Source organism: Rhodococcus koreensis, from assembly GCF_017068375.1.
Taxonomy (GTDB): Bacteria; Actinomycetota; Actinomycetes; order Mycobacteriales; family Mycobacteriaceae; genus Rhodococcus_F; species Rhodococcus_F koreensis.
This window is the reverse complement of sequence record NZ_CP070609.1, coordinates 4,240,877-4,256,151: the sequence shown is the minus strand read 5'-3', so window position 1 is coordinate 4,256,151 and position 15,275 is coordinate 4,240,877. Positions and strand designations below refer to the sequence as shown.

Here is a 15,275-nt window from a genome sequence, read left to right as displayed (position 1 = left end):
GGTTACTGACGGGCGGCGGCCGGTGCGTCGGCGCGGAGCAGACTGCCGGCGCCGGGGATGTCGACGGTGAGGTCGAGGGCGCGCAGCAGGCTGTAGGCGCCGGCGGTGGCGGCGGAGAGGACGGGCAACCCGAACTCGTCCTCGGCGGCCTGCACCAGGGGAAGCGAGGGCATCTGCACGCAGGCGGAGATCACGAGTGCGTCCACGCCCTGCAGGTCCAGGGATCGGGCGGCGTCCATCACCCGGTCGCCGGGGATGCATCCGACCTCGGCGTTGTCGGCGACCTCGAGTGCGCGCCAGTCGTGGACCTGGATGCCTTCGGCCTCGATATACGCGACGACCTGCTCCGCGAGGGGGCGCAGGTAGGGGGTGACGAGCGCGATGCGCTCGGCCCCGATCGCCCGGAGCGCTTCGATCAGCGCGCCGGCACTCGAGCGGACCGCCGCCTCGGAGCCGCCGGTGGCGAGTTGTTCGGCGACCAGCCCTTCGACGCGCTGATGCTCACCCGGTCCGACCGACATCAGCGCGACCAGGCAGGCGTAGAGGACGGCGTCGACTCCGGCGTCGCCGAGTTCGAGAATGCACCGCTCACGCTGGGCATTCATCGCCCGCAGTTGCTCGGGCGAGACGGCCTGCATGCGCATCCGGCTCGAGTGGAACGAGAACTGTGCGTCGGCGTGCTGACCGAGCAGCGCCGGCATCTCCGTCTCGACGGTCACATTGGAACTCGGGACGACGAGTCCGATGCGATGAATCCCCATGGTGTGCCCTTCTGATGTCGATTTGTCGCGAAGCGGGGGAGTGAGCACCCCGGCGCGCGGTGATTTACGCTCATGCCGAGTATTCGACGTTCGCGACAATTCGTCAAGCCCCCACGTCCGGGCCCGCAGGCAGCGCCCAGGACGTGACTGCTCTCACAGCCCGCTCTTGACATGTCATCAGACACGTCGAATACTCGACATTGACGTAAGACGGTGTTGGAGGACGACCTCGCACCGGTCGGGAACTTCCACCTCATTTCGAAGGAGCGCAGAGGTAATGGCATATGTGATCGGAGTGGACGTCGGTGGCACGTTCACGGATGCGGTATTGGACGACAATGCCGGCACAGTTCTCGCCGCGAAGGCTCCCTCGACCCCGCCGGACTATTCGCAGGGCGTGATCGACGTCCTCGACGTGCTCGCCGAGCAACTGGGGTGTCCGGTCGAGGAGATGCTGGCGAACACACACCACATCGCGCACGGGACCACGTCCTCGCTCAATGCCCTGGTCATGGGGAACGTGCCGCCGGTCGGGTTCCTCACCACCAAGGGACACCGCGACTCGATCTACATCATGAACGTCGAGGGGCGGTATCTGGGCAGCTCCCCGGAGCAGCTGCAGAACGTGATGGGGCAGAGCAAGTCTCACGGCCTGGTGCCGAAGAAGCATGCCCTGGAAGTGACGGAGCGCCTGGACCGCGACGGCAACATCGTCGTGGCACTGGACGAGGATTCCGCCCGCGAGGCGATTCACGCCCTCGTCGACGACGGGGTGTCGGGCATCGCGGTCTCGCTGCTCTGGTCGTTCCGCAACCCGGCGCACGAGCAGCGGATCCGCGAACTCGTCCACGAGATCGACCCGACGATGTTCGTGTCCCTGTCGAGTGAGGTGAGCCCGCGTATCCGCGAGTTCGCCCGCAACGCGACCACCATCATGAGCACCCAGATCGGCCCCGGGCTGCGGGACTACCTCGGCGAACTGGAGACGAAGCTGCGTGACCGGAAGCTCGCCGGACCGCTGCTGGTGATGCAGAGCAACGGCGGCGCCGTCGCCGCCGCCGAGGCGCCGAAGAACGCGATCAGCACCGTCGGATCGGTGCTCACCGGCGGCGTCGTCGGAGCGGTGTCGCTCGGCACCCAGCTCGGGCACCGCAACATCATCGCCACCGACGTCGGCGGCACCACCTTCCTCGTCGGACTCGTCGTCGACGGTGAGCCCGTGCGCGCGTCCAGCACGATCATCAACCATCACCCGATCAACGTCCCCACCCTCGAGGTGCACGCCATCGGATCCGGCGGCGGCGCGATCGCCTGGGTCGACCAGGGCGGCAACCTGCAGATCGGCCCGCACAGCGCGCAGGCCGTGCCCGGGCCTGCCTGCTACGGGCAGGGCGGCACCGAACCCACCAACGCCGACGCGAACCTGGTGCTCGGGATCCTGCCCGAACGCGGCCTTCTCGGTGGCCGCAAACCACTCGACAAAGAACTCGCACGGGAAGCGATCCGCACCAGGATCGCCGAACCCCTGGGCCTGTCGATCGAGGACGCCGCCGCCGCGATCTACGCGGTGCAGAACGCCCAGACCGGTGACCTGCTCCGCAAGACCGTGGTCGAGGCCGGACACGATCCTCGCGACTTCGTGCTCTACGCATTCGGCGGTGCCGGCCCAGCGCACTGCGCCGCCTACGCCCGCGAGGTCGGGGTCCGCGAGGTCGTCGTCCCGCTCGGCCAGGTGGCCTCCGCGTTCTCCGCCTACGGTCTGGCGTCGTCGAACATCGTGCTCGCCGCCGAGCTGTCGGACCCGGCCGCGATGCCACTCGATCCCGTCCGGGCCGAACGCAACTTCGACCAGCTCGAGCACCAGGTCCGGGCAGCGCTCGACCGGCAGGGGCTGAAGTTCACCGGCGTGGAGGTCGAACGGGAGATCGACATGCGCTACACCATGCAGCTGGCGGAGGTGGCGACACCGGTGCCGGCCGGAAGCCTCGACGCCGAGGGAGTCGCCCGGGCGTCGGACCTGTTCGAGCAGCGCTACGCCGAACTCTACGGACAGGACAGCGGATTCCGGGAGGCCGGGATCCAGGCGATCACCTACCGGGTGCGCGTCACCGGCGTCCTGCCCTTCTCCCCCACCCTGCCCGAACTGAAATCCGCGGACTCGGCCGACGCGTCCGCCGCAAAGATCGGCACCCGCAAGGTGTGCCTGGACGGGCGGATCGGCTACACCGACACCGACGTCTACGACTACAGCAAACTGCTCGCCGGACACGTCCTCCAGGGCCCCGCGATCGTCGAGGTCCCCACCACGACGGTCGTCGTCCCGCACGAGACCACCGGCACCGTCGACCGCCTCGGCAACCTCAACATCGTCGCCCAGTAGGAGCACCCGAAGATGACCATGCAAATCCCCGGCGCCGAAATTTTCTCGAGCCGACCGATCGACCCCGACGAACTCTCACGCTCACTGCCGCCGTCGCTGCCCGTCCACAGCGTCACCCAGGAGCAGATCGACGAACTCGACCCGCTGACCTACGAGGTCATCCGGCACCGGCTGTGGTCGGTCACCGACGAGATGGGCGAGGCCCTCAAGCGGATGTCCGGCTCCCCCATCGTCACCGACGCGAACGACTTCGACTTCGCGATCAGCGACGAGATCGGCCAGGAAGTCCAGGTCGGTCTGTACAACACGATGCTCGTCGGCGCCGTCGACCTCGCCATCTACTGGACCCTCCGGCACCGCGCCACCAACCCGGGCATCACCGAGGGCGACATGTTCCTGTGCAACGACCCCTGGGTCGGGGGCGGCCTGCACCAGAGCGACGTGATCGTCTACCAGCCGGTCTTCTACGACGGCAAGCTGTTCGGGTGGACCAGCGCCATCTGCCACGAACCCGACCTCGGCGGGTCCGGGCTCGGTTCGTTCGACCCGTCGGCGAAGGACGTCTTCTCCGAGTCGTTGCCCACCCCGCCGATCAAGGTGGTCCGCGACTACGAACTGCAGCGCGACGTCGCCGACGCCTGGGTGCGGCGGTCGCGGGTGCCGATGCTCGTCGGCCTCGACCTGCGCGCGAAGATCGGCGCCAACACCGTCGGCCGCAACCGTCTGCTCGCGGTGATCGAGCAGTACGGCGCCGACACCGTCAAGGCCGTGATGAAGCGGATGATGGCGGACGCCGAGGGGCGTCTGCGCGGCAAACTCGACTCGTTGCCGGACGGCACGTGGAAGGCCACCGGCTACCAGGACCAGTCCCACACCGGTGACCGCGGAATCCACAAGATCACCGTGGCGATGACGAAGACCGCGGACCATCTCACCTTCGACTTCACCGGCACCGATCCGCAGACCGGTGTCATCAACTGCACGTACGCCGGCATGCGCGGCGGCGTGATGCTCGCCCTCCTGCCGATCCTCGCGGGTGACATCCCGTGGTCCGCAGGCGGGCTGATGCGCTGCTTCGATCTGGTCTCCGAAGAGGGCACGATCAACAACGCCACGTTCCCCGCCGCGGTCAGCCGCGGTCCGATCGGACCGGCCTGGCTGACGGGCACGCTGATCGCCGAGTGCCTGTCCCAGATGCTCGACCGTTCCGTCGATCTCGGCAAGAGCGTTCAGGCCGCGTGCTGCGGCACGTGGGACACCGCGGTGATCGCCGGTCTCGACGAGCGGCCCGAGCAGTCGGTGCCGTTCCTGAACATCATGATGGAACCCATGTCCGGTGGGTACGGGGCCCGCCCGACCGCCGACGGCATGGACACCGGTGGCCTGTTCTGCATCCCGATGGGCCGGATCCCGGACACCGAGATGACCGAATTCCTCTACCCGCTGCTGACGCTGTGGCGCCGGGAGGAACCCGACTCCGGCGGGCCGGGACGCCAGCGCGGCGGTGTGAGTGCCTCGATCGCCGTCACCCCGTACGGCACCAGCCTGCCGATGGGATTGGTCCTGGCGTCCGCGGGCAAGGCCGTCGCCCAGAACAACGGACTCGCAGGCGGTTACCCCGGCAACACCGGGGTGGAAGTCCTCGCCCGCGACACCGGCGTGGTCGAGCAGTTCGCTGCCGGCCGCATCCCGGGCTCGCTGGACGACCTCGGCGGCGGTCGCGAATTCGGTGCCTGCTACGCCGAAAGCTATGTCGCCCCGGGCGAAGTGCTCTACATGCACTGGCAGGGCGGCGGCGGATACGGTGACCCCCTGCTGCGCGATCCGGTCGCGGTGGCCGCCGACGTCCGCGAGGGCAAGGTCACCGAGCACGGTGCCGAGACCGTCTACGGTGTCGTCCTCGCCGACGGTGACGCCGATGAGATCCGGACCTCGGATCGGCGGGACGCGATGCGCACAGAGCGCCGGAATCGCTCCGGAGGAACCCTGCCGGACGCCCCCGTGGTCGACCTCGCCGGGGCGCGCAGGCTCGACGACAACCTGGCCGAGGTCACCGTCGGAGACACCCGGGTGATCGCGTGCGCCCAGTGCGGACGCCTCCTCGGCGACGAGAAGAACAGCACCTCCCTCGATCTGGCGCGGTTCGAGGGCCCGTCGTCGACGGCCGGGCCGCAGGTCACGTCCGATCCGGCAGAGTACGTGGACGCCCCGGTCGTCTTCCGGCAGTTGTGCTGCCCCGGTTGCTGGACGGCCGTCTACTCCGGCATCGTGCCCGCCGATCACCCCGATCACGCCCTCGATGTGGCCCGGCTCCTGCCCGCGGTGGCGGAGCGGTGACTTTCCGGGTAATCGCACAATGGAGGGAAGGAGGACCGCGGTGACATTCTCGGACTGGGGCGGACGCCTCGTCACGTTCCCCGGCGACCGGGCCGCCCGCTATCGCGACAGCGGGGCGTGGAGCGACGACCCCACCGGGCGGCGGCTGCATCAGGTCGCCATCCGGTTCCCGGATCGGCCGGCGGTGATCAGCGCGGAAGGCTCGATGAGCTTCGCCGAGCTGGACAGGCGCACCGACGAGATCGCGGCCGGGCTGATCGGGCTCGGACTCCGCCGACTGGATCCGGTGATCTTTCAGCTGACCAATCGGCTCGAGACGGTCCTTGCGTGGTACGGATGCATCAAGGCCGGGCTGGTCCCGGTGGCCACCCTGGCCGCGCACCGCATGCACGAGATCGGGCACGTGAGCCGCACGGTCGGCGCCGTCGCCCACGTCGTGGAGGCCGGACTGCCCACGTTCGACCTCGTCGACTTCGCCCGTGAGCACGCCGACGGCCACCCCAGCATCCGGCACGTCATCACCGTCGGGGACGGGGCGGGCTCCGGCGGGCCGGACGTGATTCGACTCGAGGATCTCGGAGCCGGCACCGATCCCGGTGCGGCCCGGGCCGCCGTCGAGGAGATCGAGGCGCACACCGATCCGCTCGACGTCGCCGCGTTCCAGCTGTCCGGCGGCACCACCGGTGTCCCCAAGGTCATTCCGCGGATCCACGCCGAGTACTGGAACAACGCCCGGATGTACGCGCAGCGGCTCGGATGGGACCAGGACAGCCGGGTGGCGCACCTGATCCCGATCATCCACAACGCCGGAATCTCGTGTGGGCTGCACGCGGCGCACTCGGTCGGTGCCTGCCTGGTGCTGGCCACCGCCGATGCGCCGACGGCCTTCGAGTTGATGGCGAAGGCGCAGGCGACCGAAGTCCTCATCGGACACGGCCACTACCAGGCGGTGCTGGGCCCGGACTTCGACAAGGCACGGGAAACGCTGCGTCGCGTCGTCCTGTCCGGTGCCAAGGTCCCCGCCGAATTGTTCGACCGCGTCGACGACGGTGCCGGCCACTGGGCGGGGCAGTTGTTCGGGATGTCCGAGGGACTGTTCACGGTGACCCCGCTCGACTCCCCCGCGCGGGCCCGCCTGACCACGGTGGGCACACCGATCGCCTCCGACGACGAAATTCGCATCCTCGAACCCGGCGGCGAGAGGGAACTCGCCGACGGTGAGGTGGGTGAATTGTGTTGCCGTGGGCCGTACACCATTCCCGGCTATTTCGACGCGGCCGACCACAACGCGGCCGCCTTCACTCCCGACGGCTTCTACCGCACCGGAGACCTCGCCGCGATCACCGTCATCGACGGCGGGCGCTATCTGTCGATCGAGGGCCGCATCAAGGACCTCATCAACCGGGGCGGTGAGAAGGTCAACGCCGAGGAACTCGAACTACTCCTTCTCGAGCATTCCGGCATCGCGGATGCCGCGGTCGTCGCCATGCCCGATCCCCGCCTCGGGGAGAAGACGTGTGCGTATCTGATCGCCAGGGACGGGGAAGGTTTGCCGCTCACCGAGATTCAGGAGCACCTCGCGAAACTCGGCGTCGCCAAGTTCAAGTGGCCGGAACGACTCGAGTGGGTACCCACCCTGCCCCACACGAACGTGAACAAGATCGACAAGAAGCGGTTGCGTGCCGAGATCGCGGCGAAACTCCTCGCCGAGGCGGACGCGCCCCGCGCGGTCGTGTAGGGACCGCAGCGCGAATCGACTGCGGATCAACACTTTCGGGGCATGCCTGCACAGGTGTGCCCCGAAAGTCGTTCACCCCTATTCGTCGCCACTGGATTGACCAATCGACATATACGTAGAATAATCAACACAAACGTCACACAGACTGGAGTCAGCCCATGAACCTCGAGCGAGTCGCAGTGATCGGCGGCGGCCCCGGCGGTCTCTACGCCGCGAGACTGCTCAAGCGAAGCCACCCGGACGCCGAAGTGACCGTCTACGAACAGAGTTCTCCGGACACGACATTCGGATTCGGTGTCGGTCTGGCTTCCCGAACCCAGCGCAACCTCCGTGACGCCGACGCCGCGTCGCTGGACGCGATCGTGGCCGCCGCTCACCCGCACGAGATGTCGATGCAGGTCGGGAGCGAGGTCGCCCGGCTCGCGCACGGCGATCTCCTCGCGATCGCGCGCACGACGCTGCTCGCGGTGCTGCAACAGCACGCCCAGGATGCCGGCGTGCACCTGCGCTTCGGCGAACGGCGCGAGGCCGCAGATCTCGACGCGGACCTCGTCATCGCGGCGGACGGGATCAACAGCGCCACCCGCACGCAGCTCACCGACGAGTTCGAACCGCGAATCGACACCGGTGCCGGACTGTATCTGTGGTGCGGGACCGACTTCGCTCTCCCCAGCGCCATCTTCGTCCCGGTCATCACCGAACACGGCACGTTCGTCGCCCACGCCTACCCGTACGCGGCGGACCGCAGCACCTTCCTCATCGAAACCGATGAAGCCACCTGGCGGCGAGCCGGATTCGACGCGTCCACCGATCGCACCGCACCCCAGGACAGCGACGAGGTCTCACTGCAGTACCTCCAGGACGCGTTCGCGGAGACCCTGCAGCATCATCGGCTCATCGGAAACCGCACGAAGTGGATGCGGTTCCGCACCGTCGGCTGCACGCGCTGGCACAGTGGCAACGTCGTGCTCCTCGGCGACGCCGCCCATACCGCGCACTACTCGATCGGGTCCGGCACCAAACTCGCGATGGAGGACGCCATCGCGCTCGACCACGCCCTGACGAGCGCGGCGAACCTCGACGATGCCCTCACCGAATACGAGCGGATCCGTCGCCCCGCCGTCGAACACCTTCAGCAGATCGCCCACCGCAGCGAACTCTGGTGGGAATCGTTCCCGCAGCGCATGGACCTGCCCGTCGACCAGCTGATGATCGCGTACATGACCCGGGCGGGAAAGGTCGGTCTGGACCGGTTCGCCGAGTCGGCGCCGACCGTCGTGTCCCAGGGCCTCGCGAGTTACGCGAGCCGGCCCGCCGGCACCGTGTCCCCCACCGACATCACGGACTGGATCCTCGCACAACCACTGGCCTACCACGGTGCGGACTTCGCCACCAGGATCGCGCCGGCAGACCTGCGCGACGCACCCACGACGGCGAAGCTCGACGTCGTATCGACCGCCGCCTGGGACGCAGAGGCCGACACCGTCGTCGACAACGCACCGCAGGCGGAGATCCTCTGGCTCACCGGACCGGACTCCCGCGCCGCCGTGCTGAACCGCCTCGACCTCGCCGAACGTCTACTCCGGGCCACTTCGGCGACCGTCGTCGTCGAGGCCCCCGAGACCCACCGCGCCGATGTGGCGGCCGGCCTGGCGAGCGCACGAGCGCACCTCGCGTTCTTCACCGAACCGGCGTCCGCGGAACCCGAGCCGATCATGTCCGGCACCGGAGCGCCGACATGACCGCGCGGACCGCTTCCGGCTCCCACTATCCTTCGGACATGACACGTGAGCAGGCCACGCCCAGCCGGCGAGGCCGCGGCAAGGCATCGGCAGGCCCGGCAGCGCAGCCCTCCGAGGACAGCGCAGCCGGTCGCAATCCCCGCCGCGAGCTGGTCGAGAAGCAGATCATGGAGCAGGCCACCCGGTTGTTCGCCGAGCGGGGATTCGCCAGCACCACCCTGCAGGACATCGCCGACGCCACCGGTCTGACCCGGCCCGCCCTCTACCACTACGTTGCCAACAAGGACGAACTGCTCTCGCGGCTCGTCAGCGAGAGCACCGAGACTCCCGCCGCCCTGCTGCACGAGATCAACGAGCGCACCGAACTCGGCCCCACCGAGAAACTGCGCGAAATGGCGGTCGCCATCGCCATGCACCAAGGTGAGAACCCCGACCGGTTCAGGCTGATCATCCGATCCGAAGCGGAACTTCCGGAAGACATCGCGCGCAGGTACCAGCAGAGCCGACGGCACGTGCTGAAGGAATTCATCACCGTCATCGAAGACGGCATCAAAGCCGGCGAGATGCGTCCGGTCGATCCGCGGACTTCGGCACTCGGCATCATCGGCATGCTCAACTGGATCGCCTGGTGGCACCAGCCGGGGAAAGAGGACGACGACCGCGCCGTCGCCGCTCAACTCGCGGACATGGCACTGCGCGCCGTCGTTCACGAAGAGTCCACCCCGACCGGGCTCGAAGGACCCGCACGGGCGATCGCACTGCTCCGGCAGGACCTCAACTACCTCGAACGACTACTCGAGAGCACGCCGAAAAGCCCGAGCGACGACGCGGACGGCTGAGCAGCGACCCGTCTGGCAGAGCGCTGCGCCTTCGAGCGGTGCGGTGAGGCCGAGTGGCCGAGTCGGTTCATCAGCGTCTCGCCGGAAGGCATTCGGAGGAAGTCGATTTCGCTGCTCCGCCCGCGCCGCGGTGCAGGCCTCCGGATAGGAACATGCCTGGGTCATGCGCGCCTGGTCGGCTCCAACACCCAGTTCCCTCGTCGTCGGGCCCTTGTTTTCGGAACGGACCGGACAAAATGTTTTGGATCGATCCAGCAATGTTTTCCCTGATCGCCGCAGTTTCGGGGACCTGAATCGGCATATCTTCGCCTGACGTGGTCCATTTGCCTCTTGGATCGATCCAGCGTTGTGCGGTATGGTCTGTATCGCAGCTCACACCGATCAGCAGAAAGGGGCCGGACATGGGCCGAGTCACCCTCACCGACGTCAGTCGGCATGCCGGAGTGTCCCGCTCGACCGCGTCCCTGGTGCTCAACGACAGCCCGAGCGTCGCACCGGAAACCACCCGCAAGGTTCGGGAGGCGATGAAAGCGCTCGGCTACGTCTACAACCGGCACGCGGCGATGCTGCGCAATCAGCGGTCGATGACCCTGGGGCTGGTCGTCACCGAGGTGCAGAACCCCTACTTCGCCGAACTCGCGATGACGCTCGAGGACGTCGCCGATCGCAGCAACTACGCGGTGTTCATCGGCTACAGCCGTGACGATCCGGCTCGACAGCGCAGACTGCTCGACCGCTTCGTCGAACGCAGCATCGACGGCCTGATCCTGCTCCCGGCCGGGGACACACAGGCCGCTGAGATCGACGAACTACTCGCGTCCAGTGGCATCCCGCTGGTGCTGCTCGCCCGGCACTTCCATCTCAGCCACGACTACGTCGGTGCCGACAACGTCGAGGCCGGACGCCTGCTCGGCCGCCATCTGCGGGCAATGGGCGTGCGGACGGTGGCCATGGTCGGCGGTCCTCAGCACACCTCGGCTCGCCGCGAGCGCGAGGACGGCTTCCTCGACGCGATCGCGGGGTCGGACATGACCATGTCCCCGACCGAGGGCCTGTTCGGGGAGGCCACCCCGGACGGCGGCGCCGACGCCACCCGCCGGCTTCTCGACCGCGGCGAGATTCCCGACGCGATCGTGGCGTACAGCGACATCGTCGCCGTCGGCGTATACGCCGAACTCACCCGCCGGGGACTCGAACCCGGCCGCGACATCGCCGTCGGCGGCTTCGACGACATCGCCGGATCCGCGCACCGCACCCCACCCCTGACCACCGTCGCCACCTTCCCGACCAAGATCGGTGAGAAGTGCGGCGAACTGATCCTCGACCGGATCGGCCAATCGCTGACACCGAACGGTGCCGGCTCCCCGCCCGCGCACAGCCATCACCTCGTCGCCCCCGCACTTCGGGTGCGTGCCTCCACCGCTGCCTGGCGGCCTCGTCGCCCGTAGCGCGACCCCTTCCGCGTAGACCAGCACGGATCCGCTGCACCTATACCCGCCAAGTAAGCGCTTTCAAGGAGATTTTCCGATGCACACCCCTCGCGTACTCACCGCCCGCCAGGCCGCCGACCTCGTCCACGACGGCGACATCGTCACCGTCAGTTCGTCGTCCGGGCTCGGCTGCCCGGATGCCGTGCTCGCCGGTCTCGGACAGCGGTACGAGGAAACCCGGTCGCCGAAGAACCTGACCAGCATTCACCCGATCGCCGCCGGCGACATGTGGGGCATCAAGGGGATCGACCACATCGCTCGGCCCGGTCTGCTGTCCCGGGTGGTGGCCGGGTCGTACCCGTCCGGGCCGTCGTCGGCGGAGCCGCCGCGGATCTGGCAGATGATCGAGAACAACGAGATCGAGGCCTACAACTTCCCGTCCGGGGTGCTGTATCAGCTGCACCGGGCCGCCGCCGCGAAGCAGCCGGGTGTGCTCTCGAAGGTCGGTCTGGACACCTTCGTCGACCCGCGGATCAGCGCCGGCCGGATGAACACCGTCACCCCGGACGCGTTCGTCCGCGTGCACGAACTCGACGGCCAGGAATGGCTGTTCTACGACGCTCTGGTCCCGAACGTGGCGATCATCCGCGCCACCACCGCCGACACCCACGGCAACCTCACGTTCGAGGAGGAGGCGTCCCCGCTCGGCGCCCTGGACCTGGCCTACGCGGCCCACAACAACGGCGGTGTCGTCATCGCCCAGGTCAAGTACCTCGCCGAGGGCGGCAGCCTGAGCCCGCAGGCGGTGCAGGTGCCCGGAATCCTCGTCGACGCCCTGGTCTTGGCGCCGGATCAGTTGCAGACCACCCAGACCGAGTACGACCCGGCAATCTCCGGGGGGATGCGACGTCCGCTGAGCACCCTCGAGCCGGTGCCGTTCACCCTCGAGAAGATCATGGCCCGCCGCGCCGCGGCCGAGTTGCAGTCCGGGGAGATCGCCAACCTCGGCTTCGGTGTCTCCGCGCTGGTGCCGCACGTTCTGGTCGAGGAGGGATTGGCCGACGCGGTGTCCTGGGTGATCGAACAGGGCCCCGTCGGCGGAGTACCGTTGCTGGACTTCGTCTTCGGTGTCGCGCAGAACCCCGATGCGATCATGCAGAGTTCGGATCAATTCACCCTGCTGCAGGGCGGCGGGTTCGAGCACTCCCTGCTGTCGTTCCTCGAGATCGATCAGCACGGCAACGTCAACGTGCACAGTCTGCCCAAGCGCAGGCACGTCACCGCCGGAGTCGGCGGGTTCGCCGACATCACCTCCGCCGCCCCGTCCATCGTGTTCGTCGGATCGTTCACGGCAGGCCGCCGCGACATCGGCATCGAGAACGGCGCCCTGCAGATCCGGGCCGACGGCCCGCACACCAAATTCGTGAAGGAGGTCGATTCCCCGACCTTCTCCGGAAAGCGAGCGCTGGCCACCGGGCAGAAGGTTCTCTACGTCACCGAGCGGGCAGTGCTCGAACTGCGACCGGAAGGGTTGACCGTCATCGAGATCGCCCCCGGTGTGGACCTGCAGCGGGACGTTCTCGACAAATCCGAGTTCGAGCTGCGCGTCGACCCGAACCTGAAAACCATGGCGGCCGAGCTGTTTCGCCCGCAGCCGCAGAACCTGACCCTGGCCCCGCTGCCCGAGCACCCGCGCGTGCAGGCGGTGTGGGCATGACCGCAACCACCCCGACCGAGGACCATCACATGACTCCCACCGACGTCCGCACCGACACCGGCCGGATCACCGTCCGCTACTCCCACGAGGGCCGGATGGCGACCGTCCTGATCGACCGCCCCCGCAAACTCAACGCCCTCACCCTCGAGCTCCTCGACGACCTCTACACCGAACTGCGGGCGATCGAGCACTCCGACGCCCGGGCGGTGGTGGTGAAGACCGCGGGCGAGAAGGCATTCTGCGTCGGAGCGGACATCACTCAGTTCGCGCACTTCACGCCCGCGCACATGTGGAAGCGGTGGATCGCCGAAGGGCACCGGGTATTCAACTACCTGGCCCGGTTGCGTCAGCCGACGATCGCCGTCGTCGACGGGATTGCCGTCGGCGGCGGACTCGAACTCGCCCTGGCATGCGATCTGCGGGTCGGCGCCGGCACGGCGCGCCTGGGGTTGCCGGAAACCAGCCTCGGCACCATCCCCGGGTGGGGCGGCACCGAACGGCTCACCGCAGTGGTCGGCGCGGCCCGTGCCAAGGAACTGATCTTCACCCGCCGCCAACTCGACGCCGACACCGCCCTCGGGTGGGGCTTGCTGAACGCGGTCGCCGAACGTGACGACCTCGACACGGTGACGACAGAGATGGTCGACCGCATCCTCGAAGGCGCCCCCACCGCCGTCCAGGTGAGCAAGCAACTCGTCGACGCGGCCGCCGCCGGCGCCCCGTCCTCGATCCTCGAGGCGCTCGCCAGTGGGTTCACCGCGGCTACCGACGATTTCGCGATCGGCGTCACGGCATTCCAGAACAAGACCACCCCCACCTTCACGAACTCCTGACCCCCGCACCTCCCGCAGCGATCCCCTCGAACGGATTGGCAGATCCATGACCCTTGATCCTCACCCCGCGGCAGACCCCGACGCAGACACCCAGGTCCCGGTGGTCACCAAGGAAGACCTCCGCAAGGCCGCCTGGGGCGCCTCCGCAGGCAGCGCGCTCGAGTACTACGACTTCGCCCTCTACAGCCTGGCGTCCGCGCTGGTGTTCGGGCCCCTGTTCTTCCCGACCGACAATCCCGCGACGGGCCTGGTGCTCAGCTTCGCTACCTACTTCATCGGCTTCGCCGTCCGCCCGCTGGGTGGGGTGTTCTTCGGCCGACTCGGAGACCGGCTGGGCCGAAAGTTCGTACTGATGGCCACCATCATCCTGATGGGTGTGGCCAGCACCTGCATCGGTCTGCTGCCGACCTACTACGGCAGCGAGGGCGACTGGTACTCCGGCGGTGTCGGAATGCTCGCGCCGATCCTGCTGATCGTCCTGCGCATCGCCCAGGGCCTCGGGGCCGGCGCCGAGATGGCTGGTGCGTCGATCCTGATGACCGAGTACTCGCCGCCGAAGAAACGCGGCTTCTACGCCTCGCTGCCCTTCCTTGGTGTGCAGGTCGGCACGGTCGTTGCGGCCCTGGTGTACTTCCTCGTCTACCGCGGGCACAGCGAGATCACCGACACCTGGCTCTGGCGGGTGCCGTTCCTGGCCAGCGTCGTCATCCTCGCCGTCGCGATGTACCTGCGGGTCAACCTCAAGGAATCGCCGACGTTCAAGAAACTCGAAGCCAAGGACCAGATCGACGAGCGTCCGCTGCACAACCTGCTGAAGCACTCGCGTCCCTCCCTGCTGCGCGGCATCGGGTTGCGGCTCGCCGAGAACGGGTCCTCCTCGATGTACCAGGCCCTCGCCGTCGCATACGTGACCAGTGCCGCCGTCGGCATCAAGGGCCCCATCGGCGCCCTCTCGCTGGTGTTCGCCGCCTCCCTCGGATCGATCGTCATTCCGATCGCCGGCAAACTCTCCGACCGTTTCGGCCGGGTCAAGACGTACCGCGCCTTCGCTTACTTCCAGTTGGTGTCCGCCTTCCCGATCTGGTGGGCACTGAGCCAGGGCAGCGTGGTGCTGACGATCGTCGTGATCTCCCTCGCGCTCGGCATCGGCACGTGGGGCATGTTCGGATCCCAGAGCGCCTTCATGAGTGAGTTGTTCGGGTCCCGTCAGCGCTACCTCGGCGTGTCGGTGGCCCGTGAGGTCTCCGCGGTACTCTCCGGCGGCATCGCACCGCTGATCGGCGCCTGGATCATCGCGATGGTCGTCGCCGCCGACGGCGGCAAGGAGGTGCCCGGCGCAGGGCTGGGATCGTGGGTGTTCATCGCCGGATACCTGTGCATCCTCACCCTCATCACGATCGGCACGACGTACATCACCCCCGACCCGATCAACCGCGACCTCGACGACCCCCTCGACGCGGTCTCTGCCGCCCGCAACTGACCGTACGACGCGACCCGT

10 protein-coding genes are annotated in these 15,275 nt (G+C 68.0%); 9 read left to right on the top strand and 1 reads right to left on the bottom strand.

Annotated elements, in window-relative coordinates:
* Window positions 1-2 precede the first annotated feature (2 nt).
* Entirely contained in the window at window positions 3-761 is a 759-nt protein-coding gene (locus JWS14_RS19420) for a maleate cis-trans isomerase family protein (protein WP_072942635.1), read from the bottom strand.
* A gap of 277 nt (window positions 762-1,038) precedes the next feature.
* On the opposite strand from JWS14_RS19420, the gene JWS14_RS19415 reads away from it, so the two are divergent.
* From JWS14_RS19415 to JWS14_RS19375, 9 genes are all read left to right on the top strand, one after another.
* On the top strand, window positions 1,039-3,141 hold the full coding sequence (locus JWS14_RS19415) for a hydantoinase/oxoprolinase family protein (protein ID WP_072942633.1): 2,103 nt from the start codon (window positions 1,039-1,041) through the stop codon (window positions 3,139-3,141).
* A gap of 12 nt (window positions 3,142-3,153) precedes the next feature.
* Window positions 3,154-5,478 carry a hydantoinase B/oxoprolinase family protein gene (locus JWS14_RS19410; protein WP_206014120.1) on the top strand — a complete coding sequence of 775 codons (2,325 nt, stop codon included), beginning with the start codon at window positions 3,154-3,156 and terminating at the stop codon, window positions 5,476-5,478.
* A 40-nt stretch (window positions 5,479-5,518) separates the two neighbouring features.
* Window positions 5,519-7,216 carry a (2,3-dihydroxybenzoyl)adenylate synthase gene (locus JWS14_RS19405; RefSeq protein ID WP_206014119.1) on the top strand — a complete coding sequence of 566 codons (1,698 nt, stop codon included), beginning with the start codon at window positions 5,519-5,521 and terminating at the stop codon, window positions 7,214-7,216.
* Window positions 7,217-7,374: 158 nt separating this feature from the next.
* Window positions 7,375-8,958: an FAD-dependent monooxygenase gene (locus JWS14_RS19400; RefSeq protein WP_206014118.1), complete on the top strand. Its 1,584-nt coding sequence runs from the start codon at window positions 7,375-7,377 to the stop codon at window positions 8,956-8,958.
* 38 nt (window positions 8,959-8,996) lie between these two features.
* Complete coding sequence (locus JWS14_RS19395) at window positions 8,997-9,797, top strand: TetR/AcrR family transcriptional regulator (RefSeq protein WP_174705500.1); 801 nt, start codon at window positions 8,997-8,999, stop codon at window positions 9,795-9,797.
* 401 nt (window positions 9,798-10,198) lie between these two features.
* Window positions 10,199-11,245 carry a LacI family DNA-binding transcriptional regulator gene (locus JWS14_RS19390; protein ID WP_072942625.1) on the top strand — a complete coding sequence of 349 codons (1,047 nt, stop codon included), beginning with the start codon at window positions 10,199-10,201 and terminating at the stop codon, window positions 11,243-11,245.
* 79 nt (window positions 11,246-11,324) lie between these two features.
* Complete coding sequence (locus JWS14_RS19385; protein WP_072942623.1) at window positions 11,325-12,944, top strand: acyl CoA:acetate/3-ketoacid CoA transferase; 1,620 nt, start codon at window positions 11,325-11,327, stop codon at window positions 12,942-12,944.
* Window positions 12,941-13,777 carry an enoyl-CoA hydratase/isomerase family protein gene (locus JWS14_RS19380; RefSeq protein WP_241031411.1) on the top strand — a complete coding sequence of 279 codons (837 nt, stop codon included), beginning with the start codon at window positions 12,941-12,943 and terminating at the stop codon, window positions 13,775-13,777. The genes JWS14_RS19385 and JWS14_RS19380 overlap by 4 nt, the downstream gene beginning before the upstream one ends.
* Before the next feature lie 46 nt (window positions 13,778-13,823).
* Window positions 13,824-15,257, top strand: a complete 1,434-nt coding sequence (locus tag JWS14_RS19375; protein WP_095865419.1) for an MFS transporter — start codon at window positions 13,824-13,826, stop codon at window positions 15,255-15,257.
* Window positions 15,258-15,275: the final 18 nt, after the last annotated feature.

Bases quoted from the DNA above. Each gene is read 5' to 3' on its own strand.
- JWS14_RS19415 (WP_072942633.1), top strand. From the start codon at position 1,039: ATGGCATATGTGATCGGAGTGGACGTCGGTGGCACGTTCACGGATGCG.
- JWS14_RS19390 (WP_072942625.1), top strand. From the start codon at position 10,199: ATGGGCCGAGTCACCCTCACCGACGTCAGTCGGCATGCCGGAGTGTCC.
- JWS14_RS19375 (WP_095865419.1), top strand. From the start codon at position 13,824: ATGACCCTTGATCCTCACCCCGCGGCAGACCCCGACGCAGACACCCAG.
- JWS14_RS19385 (WP_072942623.1), top strand. From the start codon at position 11,325: ATGCACACCCCTCGCGTACTCACCGCCCGCCAGGCCGCCGACCTCGTC.
- JWS14_RS19410 (WP_206014120.1), top strand. From the start codon at position 3,154: ATGACCATGCAAATCCCCGGCGCCGAAATTTTCTCGAGCCGACCGATC.
- JWS14_RS19420 (WP_072942635.1), bottom strand. From the start codon at position 761: ATGGGGATTCATCGCATCGGACTCGTCGTCCCGAGTTCCAATGTGACC.
- JWS14_RS19380 (WP_241031411.1), top strand. From the start codon at position 12,941: ATGACCGCAACCACCCCGACCGAGGACCATCACATGACTCCCACCGAC.
- JWS14_RS19395 (WP_174705500.1), top strand. From the start codon at position 8,997: ATGACACGTGAGCAGGCCACGCCCAGCCGGCGAGGCCGCGGCAAGGCA.
- JWS14_RS19400 (WP_206014118.1), top strand. From the start codon at position 7,375: ATGAACCTCGAGCGAGTCGCAGTGATCGGCGGCGGCCCCGGCGGTCTC.